This window comes from Pseudomonas sp. Marseille-QA0892 (genome assembly GCF_054950135.1).
Window position 1 is genome coordinate 1,960,271 of record NZ_CM143104.1, and the last position, 22,830, is coordinate 1,983,100.

Below are 22,830 nucleotides of genomic sequence, written 5' to 3' on the forward strand. Positions count from 1 at the left end.
ATGTATCTGGTTTGCGGAGAAGCCCTTTTTGACGTGTTCGACGTCTCCCCCGCTGATGGCGCGGCGAACACGTATCAATTCAAGGCCGTCGCTGGCGGCTCACCGTTCAACGTTGCGATTGGCCTACGCCGTCTGGGATGCGAGGTCCAATTCGTTGGCGGGTTGTCCTCCGACTCCCTGGGCACTCGCCTTCGTCGGCTCCTGCAGGCCGACGGTGTCGGGACGCAGTGGCTGAAAACCACGCCCGACCCGACCACCCTGGCCATGGTGACACTCGACAGCGAAGGCCACCCGCAGTATGACTTTCGCGGCACTGGGTGTGCGGATCGCTCGCTGTCGCCTAGCGACCTTCCTGCGTGGGACTCCTCGATACGCGGCGTACATTTCGGCTCCTACTCCCTCGTGGTCGAACCCATCGGCAGCAGTCTGCTCGCATGGGCTGAACGCTTGCCCCGGGACTGCCTAGTCACACTCGACCCGAACATACGTCTGAACGTAGAACCCGATGTCACCGTCTGGCGAAAACGCATCGAAGCCTTTGCCTCCTACGCGGACATCATCAAGGTCAGTGACGAAGATCTCCAACTCCTCTATCCCGAGAGCGATCCGGCATCTGTCGTGCAGCGATGGCTAAGCGGGCGATCTTCGCTGGTGGTCGTTACTCGTGGCGCCGAAGGTGCCAGCGCATACACCGCGTCTTTCAACCGAAACGTCTCGCCCTTCAAGGTCGTCGTACGCGACACCGTAGGTGCCGGTGACACCTTCCAGGCGGCGCTGATCGCCTATCTGGACGAATCGGCGCAGGCATCTTCATCGAGCGTCACGAGCCTTTCGGAGAGCGCGATCGAAGTGATGCTACGGTTCGCCAGCGCGGCGTCTGCGATCACATGCTCGCGTACAGGGCCGGACCTGCCCTACCGCTCGGAGGTCAATACGTTTCTGGCGGGTTGCCCATGAAGGCGATGGTAGACCCATCCTATGAGCTGATGGACGATCACGGCGGGCGATCGTTGATCTATCGTGAACACGGCTTTCCGTCTCCGCTCGTGCGTTGGCACAACCATAAGGAGTACGAGCTGCACTTGATTGTCGCGAGCGCCGGAAAGGTGTTCATCGGCGATTACATCGGCAATTTCCAGCCTGACACGCTGTTCCTGACCGGCCCCAACCTGCCGCACAACTGGATCAGTCAGCTCGGGCCCGGCGAGCATGTTCCGAAGCGGGACATGCTGGTGAATTTCACGGATGAAACCTTCGCGGACGCCGGAAAGAGCTTCACTGAGCTTCGAAGCCTGCAACCCATGTTCGAGCGCGCGGCATACGGGATCGAGTATCGGTGCCGGAAAACGGTCCGAGAGGCCCGTCAACTCATGCAGCGGATTGCCGAAACCCGCGACCTCATTCGGCTTGGCTACACCCTGGTGTTACTCGAGACGCTGGCCAGCAGTGATGACCAGCACACGCTCTCCGGCAGTACCGCCGCCCAGCTGGTGGGTGACGACCGTCATTCAGACAGGACCAACCAGGCGGTCAACTACATCTTCAACCATTACACGCGCGAGATCTCCCTGGAAGAAGTCGCATCACACATGGGCATGAAACCCACGTACTTTTCACGCTTTTTCAAGCAGGCGACCGGCCGCTGCTTCGTCGAATTCGTCAACAGCTTGCGGATCAGCAAGTCCTGCGAGCTGCTGGTGGGTAGCCATTTGCCGGTGACCGAGGTGTGCTTCGAGTCGGGCTTCAACAATCTTTCAAACTTCAACCGGCGCTTCCAGCAACTGAAGGGCATGACGCCAAGCCAGTACCGGCGACTGGCCGGCCAACGCCTCATCGAGAACGGCGCCTAGGGTGCCGCGCTGCCCTGCCCGTGTTGCAGGAATCCGGCGGTAATGACCGTCCCAATCGCATAGCTTGTATGGCGGATTAGCGAAAGGCGTACGCCGCCATCTTCTCGCACCCTTGAACTGTCCGCCGCGTGGTCGCACCTTCCAGCGGCCATGGCGGAACCGATACGCTCCCGCGATCCCGGACCGTAGGGCGGATTAGCCAAAGGCGACATCCGCCGTTCACTTAGAACCTTTGCCCCACCGAGTGCCCGCGCCCTAACGCCCGCTGTGTTGCACCCACATGCCCTCGCAATCCATTAGCGCCGCCACAAAATAGTATCGGTTTCTGTGCACCTCAGGCTTTGTAGCCAGGCGCTGCTGAGGCTGTAATGCAGCGGACAGAACCTCGGTCTAGCCGTACCCAGGCCGAGCACAACAACAATAAGCGCTGCTGTCGCCACCGTTGGCACAGGAGCCGGGGGTATGAAATGAAACCATCGAAGCTGTTCTTCGCATCGGCACTGCTCGCGCTTTCGACCTCTGCACTAGCCGCAGAGACAGTCACCATCGCCACGGTCAACAACGCAGACATGATTCGCATGCAGCGTCTGTCGGCGGAATTTCAAAAGCAGCACCCGGACATCAAACTCAACTGGGTGGTGCTGGAGGAAAACGTACTGCGCCAGCGGCTGACGACCGATATCGCCACCGGCAGCGGTCAGTTCGACGTACTGACAATCGGCATGTACGAGGCTTCCCTCTGGGGTGATCGAGGTTGGCTGGAGCCGATGAATGAGCTGCCTGCCGATTACGACCTTGACGACGTCTTCCCCTCGGTCCGCGAAGGCCTTTCCGCCAAGGGCCAGCTCTACGCACTACCGTTCTACGCTGAGAGCTCCATCACCTATTACCGTACCGATCTGTTCGAACAGGCTGGCCTGACCATGCCGGAACATCCCACCTGGGACCAGATCAGCGAGTTCGCCGCGAAGCTGACCGACAAGAACAAGGAGCAGTACGGCATCTGCCTGCGTGGCAAGGCGGGATGGGGCGAGAATATGGCGCTCATCACCACCCTTGCCAACGGCTATGGTGCGCGTTGGTTCGACGAGAAATGGCAGCCCGAATTCACCGGCCCGGAGTGGAAGCAGGCACTCACCTTCTACGTCGACAACATGACGAAGTACGGCCCGCCCGGCGCCTCCAGCAACGGTTTCAACGAGAACCTTGCGCTATTCAATAGCGGCAAATGCGCCATGTGGGTGGACGCCAGTGTCGCAGGGTCCTTCGTAACGGACAGCTCGCAAAGCAAGGTCGCCGACCATGTCGGGTTCACGTTCGCGCCGAAGCAGGCCACCGATAAGGGAACGGCCTGGTTGTATTCGTGGGCACTTGCGATTCCCACCAGCTCCAAGTCCAAGGAAGCGGCCAAGACGTTCAGCGCCTGGGCGACGTCCAAGCAATACGCAGAGCTGGTCGCCGAAAAGGATGGCGTGGCCAACGTGCCGCCCGGTACCCGTCAATCGACCTACACCGATGCGTACATGAAGGCCGCGCCATTCGCCAACGTCACGCTCGAATCACTCAAGGTTGCGGACCCAGCCAACCCTACCGAGAAACCGGTCCCGTACGTCGGCATCCAACTGGTAACCATTCCTGAGTTCCAGGCCATCGGTACGCAAGTCGGCAAGCTCTTCTCCGCAGCGGTCACGGGTCAGATGCCAGTCGACCAGGCGCTCACGTCGGCCCAATCGATCACCGAGCGTGAAATGAAGCGCGCCGGCTATCCCAAGTAACGTCCCTGCTTTCCCGGCCGGCGCGCCCGGCCGGGTTTTCAGCCACCCGAGTCTTACTGGACGTCACCATGGCCACTACTACGCTCAAGACCGACGCGCCCGCAGAGACCCTGTCCGCCGCCCTCCCACGCAAGCACCGCATGGGCCCGGGCTGGTTTCTGGTCAGCCCTTCGGTTGCGCTCCTGCTGCTCTGGATGGTCGTGCCGCTGGGCATGACGATCTACTTTTCGACCATCCGCTACAACCTGCTCTATCCAGGCGAGAACGGGTTCGTCGGGCTTGAGAACTTCACTTTTTTCCTGACCGATCCAGGGTTCTGGCCGGGCGCAACCAACACGCTACTGCTGGTCGGCAGTGTGCTGCTCATCAGTATCGTCTTCGGCGTGCTGATCTCCGCACTCCTCGAAGCAGCAGAATTCACCGGGCGCGGAATCGTTCGCGTCCTGCTTATTTCACCGTTCTTCATCATGCCGACCGTGAGCGCGCTGGTGTGGAAGAACCTCATCTTCCATCCGGTGTCCGGCATCCTTGCGGCCGTCTGGCGATTCTTCGGTGCGCAGCCTGTGGACTGGCTCGCCCAGTACCCGCTGTTGTCGATCATCATCATCGTCTCGTGGCAGTGGCTGCCCTTCGCGATACTGATCCTGATGACGGCGATGCAATCGCTCGACCAGGACCAGAAGGAGGCAGCTCGCCTGGACGGCGCAGGGCCAATCGCAATCTTCTGGCATCTGACGCTGCCCCATCTGGCACGCCCGATTGCGGTGGTGATCATGATCGAAACGATCTTCCTGCTTTCGCTTTTCGCCGAGATCTTCACAACAACCAGTGGCGGGCCCGGTTACGCGTCCACCAACCTCGCCTACCTCATCTATAACCAGGCACTGCTGCAATTCGATGTAGGCATGGCCTCCGCAGGCGGCTTGATTGCCGTCGTCATTGCCAACATCGCCGCGATCTTCCTGGTGCGTTTGATCGGCAAGAACCTGACGGACAAGTGAGGAAACGGCCATGCTGACCTTGAAACAGACCCGCCGCGTCCACGCCGCTCTGATCGGTATTCTCGCTTGGGCGATCGCGCTGCTGCTGTTCTTCCCGATCTTCTGGATGGTACTGACCAGCTTCAAGACCGAAATCGCCGCGTTCGCCTCGCCGCCTCAGTTCATCTTCCAGCCGACCCTGGACAACTATCTGCACATCCAGGAACGCAGCGGCTACCTGCGCTTTGCCTGGAACTCGATCACCATCTCGCTCGGCGCCACGCTGCTCGGGCTTCTGCTGGCAATCCCGGCGGCGTATTCGATGGCATTCCACCCAACCCATCGGACCAAGGGCACGTTGCTATGGATGCTCTCCACCAAGATGCTGCCACCGGTAGGTGTCCTGGTACCGATCTACCTGTTGGCCAAGCAGTTCGGTCTGCTGGATACGCGCCTTGCGCTGATCATCATCTATACGCTGATCAACCTTCCCATCATGGTCTGGATGATCTACACCTACTTCAAGGACATCCCGCGGGACATCCTGGAAGCCGCACGGATGGATGGGGCCACGACGCTGCAGGAGATCGTGCGTGTCCTGTTGCCCATCAGCAAGGGCGGCATTGCCTCCACGGTCCTGCTCTCGCTCATCCTGTGCTGGAACGAGGCGTTCTGGTCACTGAACCTCACCTCTTCACACGCCGCACCGCTCACGGCACTCATCGCCTCCTATTCAAGCCCTGAAGGTCTTTTCTGGGCCAAATTGTCCGCCGTTTCCACCCTCGCCTGCGCGCCCATCGTGATCTTCGGCTGGATCAGCCAGAAGCAGCTTGTTCGTGGCCTGTCGTTCGGCGCCGTGAAATGAACCATTCGATCTCGATGGGAGGAGCCTGAAATGGCCGACCTGAAAATACGTGACCTCAAGAAAGGCTTCGAAGGCCACCAGGTAATCAAGGGCATCGACCTGGACGTCAACGACCGCGAATTCGTGGTCTTCGTCGGGCCATCCGGTTGCGGCAAGTCCACGCTGCTGCGCCTCATTGCCGGGCTCGAGGAAGTGACATCCGGCACGATAAGCCTCGATGACCGCGACATCACGGATGAAACACCCGCCAAGCGTGATCTGGCGATGGTGTTCCAGACCTATGCGCTGTACCCGCACATGACGGTGCGCAAGAACATGTCCTTTGCGCTGGATCTTGCGAAGGTGGATAAGCGCGAAGTCCAGACCAAGGTCAGCGAAGCCGCCCGTATCCTCGAACTGGATGCTCTGCTGGAGCGAAAACCCAAGCAGCTTTCAGGTGGCCAGCGGCAGCGCGTTGCCATCGGCCGAGCGATCGTCCGCAACCCGAAGATCTTCCTTTTCGATGAACCCCTATCCAACCTGGACGCGGCGCTTCGCGTGCAGATGCGCCTCGAATTGGCGCGCCTGCACAAGGAGCTCGAAGCCACCATGATCTATGTGACCCACGACCAGGTGGAGGCCATGACCCTGGCGGACAAGGTGGTCGTGCTGAGCGGTGGCCGCATCGAGCAGGTGGGCTCTCCCCTGGAGCTGTACCACCACCCCGCCAACCTATTCGTGGCAGGTTTCATCGGTACGCCAAAGATGGGTTTCCTGAAGGGCACATTGACCCGAACCGACTCGACCGGTTGCGAGGTTGCGCTTGATGCGGGCTGCTCCATCATCCTGCCCCGCGCCGCCGACACGTCAGCAGTGGGATCCCCCGTAACGCTCGGCATCCGCCCGGAACACATCGAGGTGGTGGCGGCCGGCTCGGGTTCGTTTGACGTCACGGCCGATGTCAACGAGCGCCTGGGCAGCGATACCTTCTGCCACGTGCAGACCCAATCCGGCGAAAACCTCACGGTCCGGATTCGCGGTGATTTCGCGGACCGCTACGGGGACCGCCTTGGCCTGCGCCTGGACGCCGACTGCTGTCACTTGTTCGACGCACAGGGCCAGGCCATCCGACCGTTAATGAAACAGGCGGCGTAAGCAGACGCCCACCATTACTACAGCGGCCTTTTTCTCCAGTCGCCACACTCTCGCGGCTGGCCGGCACACATTCAGGTGAGGCACCTATGAAACTCAGTCAGAAAAACCTGTCAGAGCTGCCCGTGCACGTCGAGAAGCCCGGCTACGACCTGACCTCTCGTCAACAAGGCATTGCCCATATCGGCGTGGGTGGCTTCCACCGTGCCCATGAAGCGATTTACACCGAAGTCCTGATGAACGCCGGCGAAGCACTGGAATGGGGAATCTGCGGCGTCGGCCTGCGACCGGAGGACGCCGCCATGCGCGACGCACTGGCCGGCCAGGACTACCTCTACACCCTGATGGAGCTGAGCGATTCGCCCGACACCGAGGTGCGGGTGGTGGGCGTGATTGGCGACATGCTGCTATCCAGTGACTCGCCGTCAGCGCTGATCGATCGCCTGGCGAGCCCATCCATCCGCATCGTTTCGCTGACCATCACCGAAGGTGGCTACTGCATGGACGACAGTACGGGCGAATTCAATGCAGACTCGCCCGGCATCCGGCACGACTTGGCCAACCCGGATGCACCGCAGACCGTGTTCGGATATCTGCTCTCTGCGCTTCGGCAGCGGCGTGCAATGGGCGTAGCCCCGTTTACGGTCATGTCCTGCGATAATCTGCCTCACAACGGCGAAGTAGCCCGCAAGGCACTGCTGAGCTTTGCCGCGCTGGCCGACGGGTCCATGCGCGACTGGATCGCGGATCAGGTCGCCTTTCCCAATGCCATGGTCGATCGGATCACGCCCATGACAAGCGCAGAACACAAGGCGCAGCTGGCGACCGAACACGGGATCGAAGATGCATGGCCGGTCGTCTGCGAACCTTTTCTGCAATGGGTGCTGGAAGACAAGTTCGTCAACGGGCGTCCGGCCTGGGAAAAGGCAGGTGTCCAGTTCACCGATGACGTGACGCCCTATGAGGAGATGAAGATCAAGCTGCTCAACGGCAGCCATCTTGCTCTGACCTACATCGGCACACTGAAGGGCTATCGCTTCGTTCACGAGGCCATGAACGACCCTCTGATCGCGCGCTATATACGTGCCTACATGGATCTCGACGTAACGCCTCAGCTCGCAGCGGTACCGGGAATTGACCTCGAAGCCTACAAGGACACGCTGATCGAACGTTTTTCGAACCAGGCCATCGCGGACCAGCTGGAACGTGTGTGCTCGGACGGATCCTCGAAATTCCCCAAGTTCACGGTTCCCACCATTAATCGCCTTATCGCCGATGACAAGGCGCTGGATCGCGCATCACTGGTGGTCGCGGCGTGGGCGCATTACCTCAAGGGCAAGGACGAGCACGGCAACGGCTACCGCATGATCGACCCGCGACTCGCGTTTTGTCAGTCACTGGTTTCGGATGACGACAAGGTGCGCGAACGCGTGCTGGGCGTAGATGAGATTTTCGGCCGAAGCATCCCAACGAGCCCGGCCTTCGTCGCTTCCTTCGAGCGAAACCTGAACAGCCTGCGCGCCCATGGTGTCTCAGCAACGCTCGAACGCCTGCCCGACGAGTGACAGAATCGCCAGGCGTGTCAGAATTCGCGTTTCGGCCTGCCATCACTCAAGGAGAACTCGCATGCCCACACTGCTCGAACAGCTCAAGCGCCATACCCTGGTTGTCGCCGACACCGGGGAGCTGGAAGCGATCGAGCGCTTCCGCCCGGAAGACGCCACCACCAACCCGTCCCTGGTGCTCAAGGCTATCCAGGCCGGACATTACCCCGAGCAGGTCGATCAGGTACTGGCCTGGGCGAAGGAAAGCAGCGGTTCGTCCTCAGAGGCCGTTCAAAAGGCCTGTGATCGCCTCGCTGTGCTGATGGGCGCCGAGATCCTTAAGCGCGTACCAGGCAAGGTCTCCACTGAAGTACCTGCAGCGCTCTCTTTCGACACTGACGCGACGCTGGCCAAGGCCGAAGAACTCATCGAGCACTACAAGGCGGCCGGCGTGGATACCGACCGGGTCTTGATCAAGATCGCCGCAACCTGGGAAGGCATCCAGGCGGCTCGCATCCTCGAAAGCCGCGGCATCAAGTGCAACCTGACGCTGATCTTCAACATGGCCCAGGCCCGCGCGTGCGCAGAGGCTGGCGCGTTCCTGATCTCCCCGTTCGTAGGGCGCATCCTCGACTGGTACGTAAAGCAGGATGCCTCTCGCACCTATAGCGGCGAGGAAGAGCCGGGCGTGAAGTCCGTCAGCGCCATCCATGCGTTCTTCAAGCGCCACGAGTATCCCACCATCGTGATGGGCGCCAGCTTCCGGAATGTGGACGAGATCATCGCGCTCACCGGATGCGATCGTCTGACCATCAGCCCAGCGCTGCTGCAGGAACTGGAAAGCCGCGACGGCGAACTGGCCGTTCGCCTGAAGGACGACGGCCAACGCGAGCCTCGCCCCGCCGCACTCACCGAAGCCCAGTTCCGCTGGCAAATGAACGAAGACCCGATGGCCACTGAAAAGCTCGCCGAAGGCATTCGCACCTTCAATGCCGACCAGGTGAAACTTGAGAAGATGATCGCCGAACGCCTCGGCGTTTAAGGCGCTGCACGGCGGTTGCAGCGACCTGCAACCGCCAATTCGTCGATCATCGGCCCGTCGCGATACCTGAGCCAAGCCATCAAAACGGATGGCACAACATAACAAGACAGACGGAGAGTCCACGATGAGAGATGCGCTCTACCTGGGCGTCGACTGCGGCACGCAGGGAACGAAAGCCGTCGTTCTGGATGTCGTGACGGGCGAAGCGCTCGGTATCGGCTCCGCCTCGCACACGCTCGTCAGCGAGGCCAACGGCCGTCGCGAACAGGATCCCGCCCAATGGACAGCAGCGTTCGAACAGGCGACCCGAGCGGCCATCAGCCAAGCCGGCATCGACGGGCGACTGATCAAGGCAATCGGCGTCTCGGGCCAGCAACACGGTCTTGTCGCGCTGGATGAAGCGGGGCACGTGCTTCGCCCCGCCAAGCTGTGGTGTGATACCGAATCTTCCGCCGAGAACGATGCGCTGCTGGACCAACTGGGGGGCACGCAGGGTTCACTGGAGCGGCTGGGTATCGCTATCGCGCCTGGCTATACCCTCTCGAAACTGCCGTGGATGCGAGAACGCTTTCCAGCACTCTTCGAGCGTATTGCGCACATTCTCCTGCCCCATGACTATCTCAACTTCTGGCTCACCGGCCGCTATTGCGCCGAGTACGGTGATGCGTCGGGCACGGGCTACTTCAACATTCGCTCGCGCCAGTGGGATCGCAACCTGCTGAACCAGATCGACCCAACCGGGCGACTCGAGCATGCACTGCCACCGCTCATCGAAGCCGATCAGCCGGTTGGCACACTTCGTCCCGCCTTGGCAGAGCGGCTTGGGTTGAGCCCCGACGTGATCGTCTCGAGCGGTGGTGGCGACAACATGATGGGAGCAATCGGCACGGGCAATATCACGCCAGGGGTCGTCACCATGAGTCTCGGTACGTCCGGAACGCTCTATGCGTATTCCGATACGCCCGTCGTCAGCGACCACGCTTCGGTCGCCGCGTTCTGCTCGTCGAGCGGGGGCTGGTTGCCTCTGATCTGTACGATGAACCTCACCAACGCGAACGCAGCGATACGAGACCTTCTGGAAATAGACCTCGATGAGTTCAATCGCCTCCTGGGTGAAGCACCCATCGGGGCCGAAGGCGTCGTAATGCTTCCGTTCCTGAATGGTGAGCGGGTACCTGCCCTTCCCCACGGCACAGCGAGCCTCCACGGACTCACGACAGAAAACCTGACGCGCGCCAACCTTTGCCGTGCCGTGGTCGAAGGCGTCACCTTTGGTCTTCGTCACGGGTTGGACCTGCTTCGCGCCAGCGGCATCCAAAGCCAGGCGATCCGTGTCATTGGCGGCGGCTCCAACAATGCGCTATGGCGCCAAGTGGTCGCGGACATCATGAATACGCCCGTCGTGCGGACTACACACAGCGAAGCGGCCGCACTGGGTGGCGCTATTCAAGCGGCCTGGTGTGAACAACGCCATCGAGGGCTGGCCATATCGCTGGAGGCGCTTTGCGAGCGATGCGTCACGCTCGACGAGGACAGTCGGGTCGAGCCAATCGCACCAAATGTGGAACGTTATCAGAAGGTGTATCAAACCTATCAAGCGCACATCCAGGCGCTCTACGGTCACGTCTGACGTTGAGGCCCGCGTCCATGCTTCAGCCCGGCTTCGTTAGGACCGGGCATGATCACGAAGCGAACAGTCCTGAGACCGTGCAACGCAGCCTCTGCGGGCTCGGTCCGTACGCGTGCCGGGATCATTTCGCCATGTGATCTTCGATGCCTTCAACGACCGCGCCCGGTCGAATCTCATGCTTGTCGAACCATCCCTGATTGGCCTCGATCGCATACAGCGCCGGCGCTTTGGTGCAGCGCGTTTCCAGACTCTCCGGTTCAAGATCGATAAGGTCGACTACCGCCCCCTCTTCGTCCAGAAACGCAGCGGTCAATGGGATGAACGTATTCTTCATCCAAAGACACTGAATTCCAGCCTGTCCGAACCGGAACAGCATGCCCTGGTCTGCCGGCAGGGATTTGCGGTACATCAAACCCAACTGGCGCGCCTGGGGATCCGCCGCCACTTCGACATGTAATACCGCATCGCCTATCTTCAACGGCATCAGGGGTGAATTGGCGGTGGCATCCGCCGCCAACACACACAATGAAACGACCGCAACGTATCGAAAGATATTCATAGCCTGACGCTCCCTTGATTGGCAGCGAGACTACCATCAACACGGAACGCGTATCCGCCCCAACGTTCGTAGACACATAGCCTAAAAACAAAAAGGAACCGCCATGAACCTCAACGGTAAGACAGCACTGGTCACCGGGTCCACCAGCGGCATCGGACTTGGCATCGCTGAGCGCCTCGCACAGGCAGGCGCGAATATCCTGCTCAACGGGTTTGGTGATATCGACGCAGCACGTGCCCGCGTCGAGGGATTCGGCACCAAGATTCTCCATCACGGCGCAGACCTGTCGGATCCGGATGCCATAGCGGACATGCAGGCCTATGCCGATAGCGATCTGGGCGGTATCGACATCCTCGTCAACAATGCCGGGATCCAGCACGTTGCGCCCGTAGTGGAATTCCCCGTGGATCGCTGGGACTCGGTCATTTCGCTGAATCTGAGCGCGGTCTTCCATACCACTCGACTCGCCTTGCCGGGAATGCTGGAACGCAACTGGGGACGCGTCATCAATATTGCCTCAGCCCACGGCCTGGTGGGTTCGGTCGAGAAGTCGGCTTACGTGGCCGCCAAGCACGGGGTCGTCGGCCTGACCAAGGTCGTTGCCCTTGAAACAGCGAAAACGGGCGTCACGTGCAATGCCATCTGTCCCGGTTGGGTCCTCACGCCTCTGGTGCAGAAGCAGATCGACAAACTGGCCGAAGCGCATGGCGATCCCGAACGGGCGAAGCGCGAATTGCTTTCTGAAAAGCATCCCTCAGTCGAGTTCGTCACGCCCGAGCAGCTCGGCGAACTCGCCCTCTTCCTGTGCAGCGACGCCGCTGTACAGGTACGCGGCGCTGCCTGGAGCATCGATGGCGGTTGGACGGCACGCTAGCGGGCTCGCATTGCATGGTCACGGTCCGGGTTGACGGAGAGAACATCGCAACGCTGGCGTCATTTCGCCGCCTTGTTTGTCCCCCTGCCCTCAGAATCCCCGCCACGGCTGGCGGTGCCGTTAGGCATTCAACACCCAAGGCACACAAAGGAAACCGTATGAACCGCCAACTTTCATTTCTGGTGATCGCTCTTATCGCGCCCATGCCCGCATTGGCAGACATCGATCCGTGTGCAAAGGCGCAAACTCAAATGGATTTGAACGCCTGCACCGACCAGGCCTACCGCGCCGCAGACCTGGCCCTGAATCAGACGTACCAGACGCTGCGCAAGCGGCTTAGCGAGAACGGACGAACAAAGCTCAAGGATGCGCAGCGCGCATGGATCAGCTTTCGTGATGCAGAATGCACCTTCATCGCGTCTGGCATGGAAGGCGGTTCAGCCCAGCCCATGGTCCATAGCAGTTGCCTGACCAACCTGACCCGCGAGCGAACCGAAACACTCGCCAAGCAGATGGATTGCCCGGAGGGTGATCTGGCCTGTCCTCGGTAACGGCGCCCGTGGTGCACGTGCTTACAGTTCTTCGCTCCGAGAGCTTTGTCAGCATGCGTTGCGCCTGGCGTGTAGGTCATGGAAAAGCCTAGCGGCCCACTCATACAGTTATTGATGCGTGGCAATGTCTCATGGGACTCAAGTCTGCAGGCGACCGGGCCTTCACGCCTTTCTAAATAAAGAAGAGGCACAGTGATCGAGGGCGCATTCTGGCAGGCCATGCACCTGCCCCGGCGGACTGATAGCGGTCAGGGCAACAAAAGTACACGGCCGAAAATCCTGTTGTCCTCGATGTAGCGATGAGCAGCAGCGGCTTGGGCGAGAGGAAACTCGCGATCAATCGGCACGGTAAGCTTGCCCTGCGAGAGATCGGCCAGCATGGCATCGATCGTCTGGCGCACTGCCGCGCGCGGCAAAACGGACCCCATGAATACGCCGAGCACTGACTGATTTCGCTGTACCGCCTGCCAGAGGTCTACCGTCAGCGCCGCGCCGCCAGCATTGCCCACCGATACGAGCGTTCCCTCATCGCACAGTGCTGCAAGAGAGGATTCCAGGGTGGAGCCTACCGGGTCGATGACCAGATCAGCGCCGCGCCCATCAGTCAGGTCTCGCACCACATCCACGACAGATTCGGTTGTACGGTCGATCACATTCGACGCACCGAGGCCGATGAGTCTCTCCGCACGATCTGCGCCGCTCGCGACGGCGATTACGGTTGCGCCGGCCTGGTGCGCAAGCTGCACGGCTGCAATTCCGATCCCCCCGGCTCCGCCCTGTATCAGGACGGTATTCCCGTGCGAGAGCCGACCACGGGCGAAGAGACAGTGGTGCGCAGTCCCGAAGCCGATTGGAATAGTGGCCGCTTCGGCCATGCTCACATCCGGGGGTAGCAACCAGGTCTGACACGCCGGTAGCACACGGAGTTGCGCGTGTGACCCGTTCAATCCCCACGATGTCACTCGATCGCCGACGCTGCGATCCGTGACGTCACTCCCGACTGCCTCCACCGTTCCGGCTGCCGCGTAGCCCACAATATAGCCACGATGCTCCGGTGGCGAACTGCGGCGGTTGATCACATCGCCGCCTTCAATGGAGATCGCTTCCACGCGAATCAAGACATCGCGCGGCCCGATCTCAGGATCCGGCACATCGGTATAGCGCAGCACCTCCGGTGCCCCATTCTGATCGTATACGGCTGCCTTCACTGTTCTTCCTCGTGCGCGGGGCGGCTTGCGCAGGGATGGCTCCAGAAAAAGCCCCCTTCACAGGACGCTGTGGTTGTTTATCGGGTGTGACACGCCTGTTCCTGGCTCAACTACAACCTCAAACGCCACAGCCACCGGCTTGTCACTTCATTCCCAGTTGCTTCCTCATCTTCGCCGTGATGTTTTGCTTCACACGGCTCAACTCCGCCCATGGATCATCGTCGCCGAGTTCGTCCAGACGGTCGAAGAGGTTATGGATGGTCCACTGGTTCGCGCTTTTAAGGTCTTCAAGTTCAGTCCGGTGAATCGGAACCGACACCGGGAGGCCCTCACGTGAGCGAACCGAATAGGCAGCCACCGAGGTCGCGCCTCGGCCATTACGCAAGTAGTCAATGAAGATCTTGCCCACGCGGTTCTTTGGCCCGCTGACAGCCGAAAAGCGTGAGGGAAGCAGGTTCGCCATGTGCTGGGCGATGACCTTGCTGAACTCTTTCACCTCATCCCAACCCTGACGTCGAGAGATAGGCACTACGATATGCATGCCTTTCCCGCCGCTGGTCTTGAGGAAGGATTTCAGCCCGATCTCATCGAGCAAGGTCTGCGTCAGCTGCGTTGCTTCGATCATGTGCTTCCACGGCAGCGCCGGGTCCGGGTCCAGGTCCAGAATGAAGCGGTCTGGTTTGTCGAGGTTTGGCACTGTGGCGTTCCAGCCATGCACCTCAACCACGCCCATCTGGGCGGCTCCAACCAGCGCTTCGGCAGAATCGACCACGAAAAGCGGCTTGGGCTCGCTCTCATGCTTGACCTGTCCCACGTGAGGCATTGCGCGGCGGTCCGCGTGTTTCTGGAAGAACAGCTCGCCTTCGATACCGTCAGGCGCTCGCACCAGTGCGACTGGGCGCTTGGCCATCTCAGGATGCATCCACTCGGCGACCTGGCCGTAATACCGAGCGATGTCGAGCTTGGTGCCACCCGATGTCTTATCGATCACGCGGTCCGGGTGGCTGATCTTTATCCCGACAACATCGGGCGTCTGTCGGCTTTTAGCTGAGGGCGCCGCCGCAGCTTTCTTGGTAACTGGCTGCGGCGCATTACGTTTGGTCTTTCCTTTCGCCTGTCCTTCCTCCTCCACAGCATCGGCCGGCTTCGCTGTTTCACGGCCAATCGCCTTGGCCGGTTTGTCGTTCCTCAGGCCATGGAAGACCGAGTGACGGACGATCCCTTCGCGGGTGATCTGCGCATACGCCACCTCGCAGAGAAGCTCGGGCTTGAGCCAATGAACGCCCCGCGCATCGGCGCCCTTGGGAGGGTTTGCGACGCTTGCCTTCTTGGCTTCGAGCGGTTTGAGCTGGTCGAGGATGGTCTTGAGGGTTTCTTCATTGAAGCCTGTACCCACCTTGCCGGCATACTTCAGCTCGCCGCTGGCATCGTCATGCAGGCCCAATAGCAACGCGCCGAATCCACTACGGCTGCCTTTGGGATCGGTATATCCCACGACCACGAATTCCTGTCGGTTCTGGCATTTGATCTTGATCCAGCTGCTGCTACGGCGGGAGGTGTACGTGCTACCAGCCCGCTTGCCAATCAGGCCTTCGAGCTTCATCTGGCATGCGCTCGTGAGCATGCTAGCCGCGTCCTCGGCAAAATCGTCCGAGAAGCGAAGCAAGGAACTTTCATTCTGTTGGTAGAGTGCGGCCAGCGCCTCACGGCGCTGCTCCAACGGGACCTGCCGCAAATCCATGCCGTTCAGGTAAGGCGCATCGAACAGGTAGTACAGGATGCGCTCGCTGCGCGCAGCTTCGAAGGCATTCTGCAGCGCCTGGAAATCGGGCAGCCCTTCCTCGTTGGGTACGATGACTTCGCCATCGAGCCAGCCTTCCTGCAGCCCCAGCGCGGCAATTGCTTCGGCCTGCTTGGGCATCTTGTCGGTCCAGTCGTGGCCGTTACGGGTGAACAGTCGGACCTCGCCATCCCTGATGCGGGCCAGGATGCGGTAGCCGTCGAATTTGATTTCGTACCGCCAATCGCCACTTGGCGCCGACTCGACCAAGGTCGCGAGCTGAGGTGAAAGCTGGTCTGGCAACGAGGCCTTCCTGGCGCCTTCGAGTACCGGGTCGTCCGCCTTTTTCCTGGCCCGCTTGGCCGGCGCCTTCACGGCCTCGGTGGAGTCCGCTTCGGGCTTGGTCGACTTGGCGGACTTGGCGGACTTGGTCTTGCCACGCTCGCGAGGGATCAATGTCCGGTCGCTGAGCACGCTGTCAGGTTCGGCCTCCAGAATGTCGAATTCGGATTCCGGGCGAGCCGCATCATCATGAGACTTGATAAGGAACCACTGCTCCTTTTTGCCAGCCATGCCTGTACGCACGAGGTTCCAGGCGCCGCTGAGCTTCTCGCCGTCGAGCGCAAATTTCATCCTGCCCTTTTCGTACGACTCGTTCGGATCACCCACAGGCGTCCAGATCCCACGGTCCCACACGATGACATCGCCCGCACCGTAGTGACCCTCGGGGATATGACCTTCGAAGGTTGCGTAATCTAGGGGATGGTCTTCGACGTGCACGGCAAGGCGACGCACTTTTGGATCGAGACAGGGCCCTTTCGGAATTGCCCAGCTCTTGAGTGCCCCGTTCAGCTCGAGACGGAAGTCATAGTGCAGGTGCGAGGCATCATGCTTCTGGATACAGAACTGCAGCGTCTCAAAGCTGTTGGCGTCCTTTTTCCGCCTACGCCCGGTCGTGCCGGACGGTTCCGGCGTCGCCTTGAAATCCCGCTTGCGGTTGTACTCGTCCAGTGCCTTCGCCATGGAATCGCCTCGTCCGGATGTTTCGGTGTTAGAAACATTCCAGCGCGAGGCGTTCGTTTGCGTCCGTCGGTGACGTTAGGACAGTTGTGGAATATCCATCTGGTCCAACGCCATATCGAGTTGCACGAAGGTGGCCACTGAGCTGTTTCCACTCATGTACTCTTTCTCACCGTCAATCCAACGGTCGTCTAGCATTTGCTTCACTCGACCATCAATGGCTGGATCGGACACTGGGAATGTCGAAGCATTTCCACCATGTGAATCGATAGCATTGCGCAAGTTCCCAGCCAGCGCGTCGAACCTTTCCGGCGACATATCGTTCACCCAGCTGACGAATGTCTTTTGGCCGTGCTCATCTCTTACATCCAAGCCCTTCTCGGCCGCATAGCGCGCCAAAAGCGGCACAATGCTATAGCCCTCCCTGCTTTGATTCGACAGCGTCTGCGCGGCGCTTTCGGAGAACCCAGCGTGTTTGAGAAACTCAACAGTTTCAGGCGTTTCGTACTGGCTCGCGTGCTGGGCTCTTTGATGTTCGGACAAAATATACAAACTGCCCATGTTTACGATGATCCCGACGGGCCCCAGCCAGTAACCTGAACCTGCTGCAGCTGCGATGCCGCTTATCCCAGATACGGTATAGAGGGTAGCTGCGGTCCTATCGCCACTTTCCGCTGCCATCTTGGCGTAATAAAAATCGAATGCTGAGGTCACAGCACCTAACGCTGCTGCTGCAGGCAGACGGCTGCTTCCAAGATAATCCCTAGCTATGGTGTGGTTAGCGAGCGCGTTGCTGTACACCGCTGAGATTTCAATGCCCTTCTGGCCAAGTCCAGCCAGATCAAATAGTGCTTTCGCGATGTTGCCGAAATTTGGGTCTTGCGCTGCTAATGTACTGCTATTTGCCAGACCGGCTATAGCGCCTGCAACACCGATCTGCCTAAGGGCCATTCCTCCGGGCGTGTCCGCTTGGAACCCCCGGATACCATTTAGGCGGCCGGCCATCTTTTTGATAGCCTCGTCGAACATTTCTGGTTGAGCGGAAGCGGTCCCACCTTTGATCGGCGATGCCAAAGTAGCGGCAACGGCATCAATTGCCCTGTTCAATGAGACTTGTGACACACCGAGCATCTTTGCGAGCTCGCTGCCTTTGAGCGCGTTCAGCTGGGCATGCACTGCTGCTCGGCTTGCAGCATTGCTAGGATCAAAGTGCCTAAGGGCAGGAAGCATTTTTGAACGAATGTAGAGCGAAGCTAACTCCTCGACCAGTTTTCGGCCTCTGTCCGTCATCTTCCCTATCTGTGCTACGCGCTGCATAGCCCCAACACTATCTAATAGGCCAGGCTTGTCCTCGACTGCTAGTCGCATCGCCATCATTGCTTCAGGACTATTGATTTGATCCAAATAAGCCTGAGCGATGGCGCGATCCGTTTCGGTAGGAAGACGCTCAACTGCCTCGGACATATGCTGGGTGTCAGAATCAAACAGCGCCGGATATTTAGCCTCCAGCACACTTAGATATCCGATATACATCTCGCCGTCGCGCGCGATCTGCGCGCGAAGCTCATCGGCAGAAGCGCTCCACTCCGAATTGCTCTCGGTGAAGTGCGATACCGCTTCGTCCAACTGAGCATCCGTCATTACCGTGCCGCCATTCTGCGATAGCCAGCTTACCTGCATCAGATGCTGTTGGTAGGCCTGTATATGTGAGGAAACTTCACTGCTCTGCTGTTTCAGGATATAGGTTAGTGCCTGATCCACAGGATAGACCGACGACTTATCGCTTTGTGCAGCCACCGCTGTGATGTAGGCCATAGAGCCCCCCTCCCTCACGCCTACGAAAGGGGTAGAGGCGCTGAGCCCGACTGTGCTGGCTAGATCTTGGATTGCGGCGTGGTCACGTGCGGGATCAAGCTGCTTCGTAACGTTAAGGACTGTTTCGGTTGCCTGTAGCCAGACCTCAGGCGAGTCTCCACGCTGGTGGACCGTATCCATTCCTCGTGCAAGCGCCGGAGCGAAATGTTCCATGAAGCGACTTCTAAGCTCTGGATCAAGCGTCAACGTCGTTGCATCCAGTCGTTCCGCCATAGTCAGACTTCGCAGACTATGGCCGTGGGAAGGCTCGTTCACTGATGCAAGAGGTAAAGCCGACCAATCCGCCGCGTCCTTGATAATCCGTTGTGACTCGGGGGCCTTTAGCAGAGCACGCTGGACATCGCTCGGGCTTGCCGAGTAAGCAGCATTCAATAGTGAAAGCGCGCTTTGCGGCGATGTCTGATCACCGAGACCCAGCAGGATGTTTCTTACTTCGGTCTCGATCTCAGGCCCTTGGTGGGTGGAGCGCTTGAGCTCGTGCCCGATTTGCTCGGCCGCTTGCTCGATCGCCAGTTGCGCAGGCCCCGCATCGGTCCAGTCGTGGTCGAACAGATGCTGGGTGGCAATCTCGCGGTAGCCGTCGGGAAGCGCCGAGAGGAACTCCGCCGTGTCGTTCGCTAACAGCCCGATTTCGGCCTGGTGATCGGTACTGCCCGCATCGGCATATTCAATCGCACTGCCGCGCTGATAGAGCTCATCACGAAAGGTATCGAGACCATTCGGCTGCGCCGCAATTTCGCTCGGCGAGGGGGGCGGAAGGAAAAGCACTTCGCCTGTTCGAATGAAGTCCACGTTCTCGAGCTGGGGATTGGCCAGTGCAATCGCTTCCAGGTCCACCTGGGTAGCGGCAGCGATCTCCAGCAGGCGGTCGCCCTCCTCGACCACCACCATACGCTCCTGTGGCCCGATGCCTTGAAATTGCTTGTCGTCGGAGGCTTTCGCTCGCTCGCCCTGCGCCTTGTTCACAGCGGCGCGAAAACGATCCCGTTCTTCCTGCAATTGAGCCTGGACGAACTTGGAGGCGACCTGGCGCGCGCCGTTGTTATCGATCAACGTAGACATTGCACTACCTCTGTTTGGATGCAGCCACGAATCCAAAAAGCCACATCTGAATGAGCCGCGCCGCGAAGCGGATATTCGCGGCGCACGGAAAATAACGGATCGGCAGACTCTGTTAGCTAACGCACGCGGGAAGGCGCGTAGGCTATCTGCGCGCCTGGGGTTGCAATTACACCAGGCGCGCTGCTGCGAAGCCGTCAGCCGAGCCCGTCCGCTGTGGTTACACCAGCGGCTCCACGCCCAACACCTCGAGCGTCATGTCCAACTGGGCGAAGCTGCGTGGGTAGCCATGCCCATTCTCGGTCGCGTGCGTGGTGTTGTAGCGCAGATCCCAGTTCTCCAAGCCTTCGGCAAATTGCCGATCTCCCTTCTCGTCTGTGGCCGGGAAGCTATCAACGTCGTTTTTCTGCTGGTCCAGCACGCGGTGCATGTTGTCGCGGAACATCTCCAGGGACTTGTCGGGCATGCCGTTCAGCCATGTCACCAGCTCGGCCTGATCCGCGGGTTGGCTGAGGTCCAGGCCCTTGTGCTCGGCATAACGTGCGATGAGCGGGAGCACGCTGTAGCCCTCGCCGCTCTGGTTGGAAAGAATTTCAGCAGAGCGCTCGCTCAAGCCCGCATGGGTGAGGAAGTTGATGGTCTCCGGGGTTTCATACTGGCTCGCGTATTGCGCCTTCTGGTGCTGCATGATGGCGATGGTGGCCGCAACACTGACGGTGATGCCTACCGGACCGAGCCATGATCCCGACCCTGCTGCCGCGGCGATCCCGCCGGCGCCCGACACGCTGTAGAGCACCGCGCCCCGGGTGTCGCCACTCTCGGCCGCCTTGTATGCCGAATAGAAATCGAATGCAGAGGTCACGCTGCCAAGCACTTTGACGGCGGGCGCACGGCTGCTGCCAAACAACTTGGCCGCTGAGGTCGCGGCTACTTTGTCGCTGTAGGCCGCTGCGATCTCGATGCCTTTTTGCGCAAGCCCTACCGATTCAAAGAGCGCCTTGCCGACCGTGGCGAAATTGGGATCCTCGATGGCGAGCCTTCCGCTGTTCGCCAGGCTTACCGAAGCACCGGCAACACCCACCAGGCGTAGCGCCAATCCTCCCGGCATGTCGGCCTGGAAGGCTCGGACGCTACCCAGGCGTCTATCCATCGTTTTCAGGCGGGCATTCCAATCCGCCTCAGTAGCGAAGGTACCGGCATTGGGCCATGTGTCCTCGATGGCAGCGACGGCGTTGTCGAGCGATTTGGGCGAGACGCCAAGAAGCTTGGCGAAGTTATCCGACTTGAGAAGGCTCAGGTTTTCGTGCGCCAGGGCACGACTGCCGAAGTCCTTGCTGTTGAAGTCCACAAGTGCGGGGATCATTTCACGCCGGACATAGAGCGAAGCCACTTCTTCGACGAACTTCCGCCCGCGATCCGTCATTTTCCCGAACTGACCCACGCGTTGCATGACTAACCCGTCGTCCATGAGCGCGGGCTTTTCTTCAATGGCCATGCGCATGGACATCGTCACTTCTGGGCTGTCGAGGTGCTCCAGATAGGCCTTGGCGATCTCCCGATCACTGTCCGTAGGCAACTGTTCGAGCCGTTCCGCCATCTCCCCGCCTTCGGCATTGAACAACTCGGGGTAGCGCGCCTCCAGCACGCTCAGCTGCTCGATGTATTGCTCGCCTTCCTGGGCGATACGCGCACGCAGCTCGTCCGCGGTCGCGCTCCACTCCGGATTGTTGACAGTGAAGTCGGACACAGCTTGCTCAAGCTGCTCGTCCGTCATCACGGCGCCGCCGTTTTCGGACAGCCAGCTGAGCTCCATGAAGTGCTGCTGGTACTCCTCGATGCGCTGTGACGTCTCTCGCCGGTCCTGCTCGAAGCCGGGCGCGATAACAGAGTTGAAGACATCGTTCTTCAGCTGTGGCTCGGACGGTGTTGCGATCTCCAGCATGTAGGCGAGCATGCCGCCCTCGGCCGGCTGCATGTGAACGACCTGATGGTGCCAGATACCAATTTCCGCCAGTCCTTCGATGCTGCGCTGATCTCGCGCAGGGTCAAGTCGCTTGATCGCATCGAACATCTGCTCGGTGCCACCGAAGCCGAACGTCAGCGCATCGTCCGTACCTGCCCGTTGCGTGTACTCCTCCTCGAGCGCCGGTACGACCGATTCGAATAGACGCGTGCGCATCTCCGGTGACAGTGTCATGGACATCGTATTGAGGCGGCTGGCCAGTTCAAGCTCAGCCGTGCTGATATCCAGCGCGCCCTTGGGTTTGTCGTCGAGTGCGCTCATGACGTAATCGCTCGCCTGGCTGATGATCTCGCGAGCAGCCGGCGCACGCAGCAAAGCGCTTTGGACATCCGGCTTTGCTGTGGCATAAGCCATATCCAACGCAGCAAGCGCACTCTGTGGCGATACCTGGTCGCCGAGATTCGCCAGGACATCCCTGACTTCGTTTTCGAGCTCCGGCCCTTGGTGGGTTGAGTGCTTCAGCTCCTGGCCGATCTGATCGGCTGCTTGTTCGATCGCCATCTGCGCAGGGCCGGCGTCGGTCCAGTCGTGGTCGAAGAGGTGCTGGGTGGCGATCTCGCGGTAGCCATCCGGAAGCGCCGAGAGGAACTCGACCGTGTCGTCCGTCAGCATGTCGATTTCAGCCCGGTGATCGGTGCTATCCGCATCGGCGTATTCAATGGCGTTGCCGCGTTGATAGAGCCCATCGCGAAACACATCGAGGCCATCCGGCCGAGCCGCAATTTCGGTTGGCGATGGCGGCGGGAGGAACAGCACCTCGCCTGTCCTGATGAAATCGACGTTTTCGAGCTGCGGGTTGACCGTGGCTATCTCGTCCAGCTCGACATTCGTTTCGGCCGCAATCTCAAGGAGGCGATCACCCTGCTCGACGACCACCAGGCGCTCTTGGGGTCCGATGCTGTCGAATCGCTTGTCATCGGATGCTTTCGCCCGCTCGCTTTGAGCCTTGTTCACGGCAGAGCGGAAACGGTCCCGCTCCTCCTGAAGCTGCTGCGGAACGAGTTTGGAAGCAAGCCGGCGGGCGCCGGAGTCGTCGATCAGCATGGGCATTGCAACACTCCTGT

General features: G+C 60.0%; 16 protein-coding genes. 11 read left to right on the top strand and 5 right to left on the bottom strand.

Annotated elements, in window-relative coordinates:
* The 9 genes from ACY8D3_RS09080 (at position 1) to xylB (ending at position 10,817) form a co-directional block, all read left to right on the top strand.
* Positions 1–957 (top strand): carbohydrate kinase family protein, encoded by a 957-nt coding sequence (locus ACY8D3_RS09080; RefSeq protein WP_462383528.1) that lies wholly within the window; start codon positions 1–3, stop codon positions 955–957.
* Positions 954–1,850: an AraC family transcriptional regulator gene (locus ACY8D3_RS09085; RefSeq protein WP_462383530.1), complete on the top strand. Its 897-nt coding sequence runs from the start codon at positions 954–956 to the stop codon at positions 1,848–1,850. Before ACY8D3_RS09080 ends, ACY8D3_RS09085 begins: the two co-directional genes overlap by 4 nt.
* A 467-nt stretch (positions 1,851–2,317) precedes the next feature.
* The gene (locus ACY8D3_RS09090; RefSeq protein WP_462383532.1) at positions 2,318–3,625 is read left to right on the top strand and encodes an ABC transporter substrate-binding protein; all 1,308 of its coding nucleotides are present in this window, start codon (positions 2,318–2,320) and stop codon (positions 3,623–3,625) included.
* Between the two features lie 68 nt (positions 3,626–3,693).
* Positions 3,694–4,626, top strand: coding sequence for a carbohydrate ABC transporter permease (locus tag ACY8D3_RS09095; protein WP_462383534.1), 933 nt, complete (start codon positions 3,694–3,696; stop codon positions 4,624–4,626).
* Positions 4,627–4,636: 10 nt separating this feature from the next.
* Positions 4,637–5,470: a carbohydrate ABC transporter permease gene (locus ACY8D3_RS09100; RefSeq protein ID WP_462383536.1), complete on the top strand. Its 834-nt coding sequence runs from the start codon at positions 4,637–4,639 to the stop codon at positions 5,468–5,470.
* Between the two features lie 30 nt (positions 5,471–5,500).
* Positions 5,501–6,604 (top strand): ABC transporter ATP-binding protein, encoded by a 1,104-nt coding sequence (locus tag ACY8D3_RS09105; RefSeq protein WP_462383538.1) that lies wholly within the window; start codon positions 5,501–5,503, stop codon positions 6,602–6,604.
* A gap of 86 nt (positions 6,605–6,690) precedes the next feature.
* On the top strand, positions 6,691–8,166 hold the full coding sequence (locus ACY8D3_RS09110; protein ID WP_462383540.1) for a mannitol dehydrogenase family protein: 1,476 nt from the start codon (positions 6,691–6,693) through the stop codon (positions 8,164–8,166).
* A 61-nt stretch (positions 8,167–8,227) separates the two neighbouring features.
* The gene (gene tal, locus ACY8D3_RS09115) at positions 8,228–9,187 is read left to right on the top strand and encodes a transaldolase (RefSeq protein ID WP_462383542.1); all 960 of its coding nucleotides are present in this window, start codon (positions 8,228–8,230) and stop codon (positions 9,185–9,187) included.
* Positions 9,188–9,311: 124 nt separating this feature from the next.
* Positions 9,312–10,817 carry a xylulokinase gene (xylB, locus tag ACY8D3_RS09120; RefSeq protein ID WP_462383544.1) on the top strand — a complete coding sequence of 502 codons (1,506 nt, stop codon included), beginning with the start codon at positions 9,312–9,314 and terminating at the stop codon, positions 10,815–10,817.
* Positions 10,818–10,938: 121 nt separating this feature from the next.
* Here xylB and ACY8D3_RS09125 read toward each other — a convergent pair whose 3' ends face one another.
* Entirely contained in the window at positions 10,939–11,376 is a 438-nt protein-coding gene (locus ACY8D3_RS09125) for a DUF192 domain-containing protein (protein WP_462383546.1), read from the bottom strand.
* A gap of 103 nt (positions 11,377–11,479) precedes the next feature.
* On the opposite strand from ACY8D3_RS09125, the gene ACY8D3_RS09130 reads away from it, so the two are divergent.
* Positions 11,480–12,250: a 3-hydroxybutyrate dehydrogenase gene (locus ACY8D3_RS09130; RefSeq protein ID WP_462383548.1), complete on the top strand. Its 771-nt coding sequence runs from the start codon at positions 11,480–11,482 to the stop codon at positions 12,248–12,250.
* A gap of 158 nt (positions 12,251–12,408) precedes the next feature.
* Positions 12,409–12,801, top strand: coding sequence for a lysozyme inhibitor LprI family protein (locus ACY8D3_RS09135; protein ID WP_462383550.1), 393 nt, complete (start codon positions 12,409–12,411; stop codon positions 12,799–12,801).
* Between the two features lie 248 nt (positions 12,802–13,049).
* Here ACY8D3_RS09135 and ACY8D3_RS09140 read toward each other — a convergent pair whose 3' ends face one another.
* The 4 genes from ACY8D3_RS09140 to ACY8D3_RS09155 all read right to left on the bottom strand — a co-directional run bounded on the left by ACY8D3_RS09140 (position 13,050) and on the right by ACY8D3_RS09155 (position 22,816).
* Positions 13,050–14,009: a quinone oxidoreductase family protein gene (locus ACY8D3_RS09140; RefSeq protein ID WP_462383552.1), complete on the bottom strand. Its 960-nt coding sequence runs from the start codon at positions 14,007–14,009 to the stop codon at positions 13,050–13,052.
* Positions 14,010–14,151: 142 nt separating this feature from the next.
* Positions 14,152–16,812, bottom strand: a complete 2,661-nt coding sequence (ligD, locus tag ACY8D3_RS09145; RefSeq protein WP_462383554.1) for a DNA ligase D — start codon at positions 16,810–16,812, stop codon at positions 14,152–14,154.
* A gap of 75 nt (positions 16,813–16,887) precedes the next feature.
* The gene (locus tag ACY8D3_RS09150; protein ID WP_462383556.1) at positions 16,888–19,746 is read right to left on the bottom strand and encodes a hypothetical protein; all 2,859 of its coding nucleotides are present in this window, start codon (positions 19,744–19,746) and stop codon (positions 16,888–16,890) included.
* Positions 19,747–19,963: 217 nt separating this feature from the next.
* On the bottom strand, positions 19,964–22,816 hold the full coding sequence (locus ACY8D3_RS09155) for a LysM peptidoglycan-binding domain-containing protein (RefSeq protein WP_462383558.1): 2,853 nt from the start codon (positions 22,814–22,816) through the stop codon (positions 19,964–19,966).
* Positions 22,817–22,830 lie beyond the last annotated feature (14 nt).

Coding starts and splice junctions, on each gene's coding strand:
- ACY8D3_RS09135 (WP_462383550.1), top strand. CDS start 12,409: ATGAACCGCCAACTTTCATTTCTGGTGATCGCTCTTATCGCGCCCATG.
- ACY8D3_RS09125 (WP_462383546.1), bottom strand. CDS start 11,376: ATGAATATCTTTCGATACGTTGCGGTCGTTTCATTGTGTGTGTTGGCG.
- ligD (WP_462383554.1), bottom strand. CDS start 16,812: ATGGCGAAGGCACTGGACGAGTACAACCGCAAGCGGGATTTCAAGGCG.
- ACY8D3_RS09150 (WP_462383556.1), bottom strand. CDS start 19,746: ATGTCTACGTTGATCGATAACAACGGCGCGCGCCAGGTCGCCTCCAAG.
- ACY8D3_RS09155 (WP_462383558.1), bottom strand. CDS start 22,816: ATGCCCATGCTGATCGACGACTCCGGCGCCCGCCGGCTTGCTTCCAAA.
- ACY8D3_RS09130 (WP_462383548.1), top strand. CDS start 11,480: ATGAACCTCAACGGTAAGACAGCACTGGTCACCGGGTCCACCAGCGGC.
- tal (WP_462383542.1), top strand. CDS start 8,228: ATGCCCACACTGCTCGAACAGCTCAAGCGCCATACCCTGGTTGTCGCC.
- ACY8D3_RS09090 (WP_462383532.1), top strand. CDS start 2,318: ATGAAACCATCGAAGCTGTTCTTCGCATCGGCACTGCTCGCGCTTTCG.
- ACY8D3_RS09100 (WP_462383536.1), top strand. CDS start 4,637: ATGCTGACCTTGAAACAGACCCGCCGCGTCCACGCCGCTCTGATCGGT.
- ACY8D3_RS09105 (WP_462383538.1), top strand. CDS start 5,501: ATGGCCGACCTGAAAATACGTGACCTCAAGAAAGGCTTCGAAGGCCAC.
- ACY8D3_RS09110 (WP_462383540.1), top strand. CDS start 6,691: ATGAAACTCAGTCAGAAAAACCTGTCAGAGCTGCCCGTGCACGTCGAG.
- ACY8D3_RS09095 (WP_462383534.1), top strand. CDS start 3,694: ATGGCCACTACTACGCTCAAGACCGACGCGCCCGCAGAGACCCTGTCC.
- ACY8D3_RS09085 (WP_462383530.1), top strand. CDS start 954: ATGAAGGCGATGGTAGACCCATCCTATGAGCTGATGGACGATCACGGC.
- ACY8D3_RS09080 (WP_462383528.1), top strand. CDS start 1: ATGTATCTGGTTTGCGGAGAAGCCCTTTTTGACGTGTTCGACGTCTCC.
- xylB (WP_462383544.1), top strand. CDS start 9,312: ATGAGAGATGCGCTCTACCTGGGCGTCGACTGCGGCACGCAGGGAACG.